At 57.5% G+C, this 1,385-nt stretch carries 1 protein-coding gene; it reads left to right on the top strand.

Annotation, left to right across the window (positions count from 1 at the left end):
- Positions 1–89 precede the first annotated feature (89 nt).
- The gene (locus WFO70_RS22290) at positions 90–1,100 is read left to right on the top strand and encodes an IS110 family transposase (RefSeq protein ID WP_337019397.1); all 1,011 of its coding nucleotides are present in this window, start codon (positions 90–92) and stop codon (positions 1,098–1,100) included.
- Positions 1,101–1,385: the final 285 nt, after the last annotated feature.

The following is a 1,385-nucleotide window of genomic DNA, read 5'->3' as shown; positions in this document are numbered from 1 at the left end:
GTAGGCCGATGTGATGGACACCTCCCACCTTACGGCATCAGAGTGCCAGACTGAGGTGTTAACTTCAGTTCCCAGGGGGAGGTGTCCACATGAATATTAAACGTATTGGCCTCGATCTCGCAAAACAGGTTTTCCAGCTTCATGCCGTTGATCACCATGAACGTGTCGTTCTGCGTAAAACCCTGCATCGTTCCCGGATGCTGAACTTCTTTGCACAGCTTGAACCCTGCCTTATCGGGATCGAAGCCTGTGGTTCTTCCCATTACTGGGCCCGGGAGCTGACCCGGCTCGGGCACTGGGTTCGTATTATCCCGCCCCAGTTCGTCAAGCCTTATCTCAGGGGCAATAAAAATGATGCCAATGATGCCGAAGCCATCTGTGAAGCCATCAGCCGCCCCGGTATGCGCTATGTGGCCGTTAAGTCCGAAGCCCAGCAGAGTATGCAGGCTGAGCACCGGGTCCGTGCCCGGCTGCTGCGGGACAGAACCGCGCTGAGCAATGAGATCCGCGGCATGCTGGCTGAGTTCGGCCTTGCGCTTCCTGTCGGACTGGCTGCCCTCCGGCGGGCCCTGCCGGAGATACTGTCTCAGCAGGAACAATGGGATAACCGCTTTATCCGTCTTCTGTGTGAGTTAGCGGAGGAGCTACAGATACTGGATGACCGGCTGGCACGTTACGACCGGCGGCTGAAACAGCTGGCGCAGGAAGATGACCGTATCAGACGGCTTCAGGAAATCAGCGGGATAGGCCCGGTAACCGCCAGCGCGCTGGTTGCCGCAGTGGGTGATGCCCGGCAGTTCAAAAGCGGGCGGGAGATGGCGGCCTGGCTGGGGCTGGTTCCCCGGCAGCACTCGAGCGGCGGGAAAACCCGGCTGGGCCACATCAGTAAGCGGGGTGACAGCTACCTGAGAACCCTGCTGATCCACGGAGCCCGTGCCGTCCTGAATGCCTGCGGTAACAGGGAAGACCGTCGAAGCCAGTGGCTGCAGTCAGTGGCAGAAAGACGTAACAGGAATGTCGCAACGGTCGCCATGGCGAACAAGAATGCCCGGATAGCGTGGGCCGTGCTGAGCCGGGAGGAAGAGTATCGTGTGATGTAAAACGGACCGGTAAGAATGAGAGAGAAGAATAATCCTGTCGTGAGATTGCAGAGTCATTAAGCAAAGATGTGTAACAGGTAAGACCGACACCTGAAAACTCCGGTTTACCCGAAGGCTCCCTGCGAAGCAAAGCCGTTAGGCCGAATGGAACCAGGTGTGCAGATAACATCATGGCCGGGCACGACGGTGCCGGAAGAGAGGCCGGATATACGAAAGCATCTTACTCCCGTTACACAAATGCAGAATGGCTTGCATAACGGGAGGTGTCCATATACGGGTAAGGCG

Source organism: Leclercia sp. AS011 (assembly GCF_037152535.1).
In the GTDB taxonomy this organism is placed as follows: Bacteria; Pseudomonadota; Gammaproteobacteria; order Enterobacterales; family Enterobacteriaceae; genus Enterobacter.
This window is presented reverse-complemented; position numbering and strand designations above follow the sequence as displayed.

Bases quoted from the DNA above. Each gene is read 5' to 3' on its own strand.
- WFO70_RS22290 (WP_337019397.1), top strand. From the start codon at position 90: ATGAATATTAAACGTATTGGCCTCGATCTCGCAAAACAGGTTTTCCAG.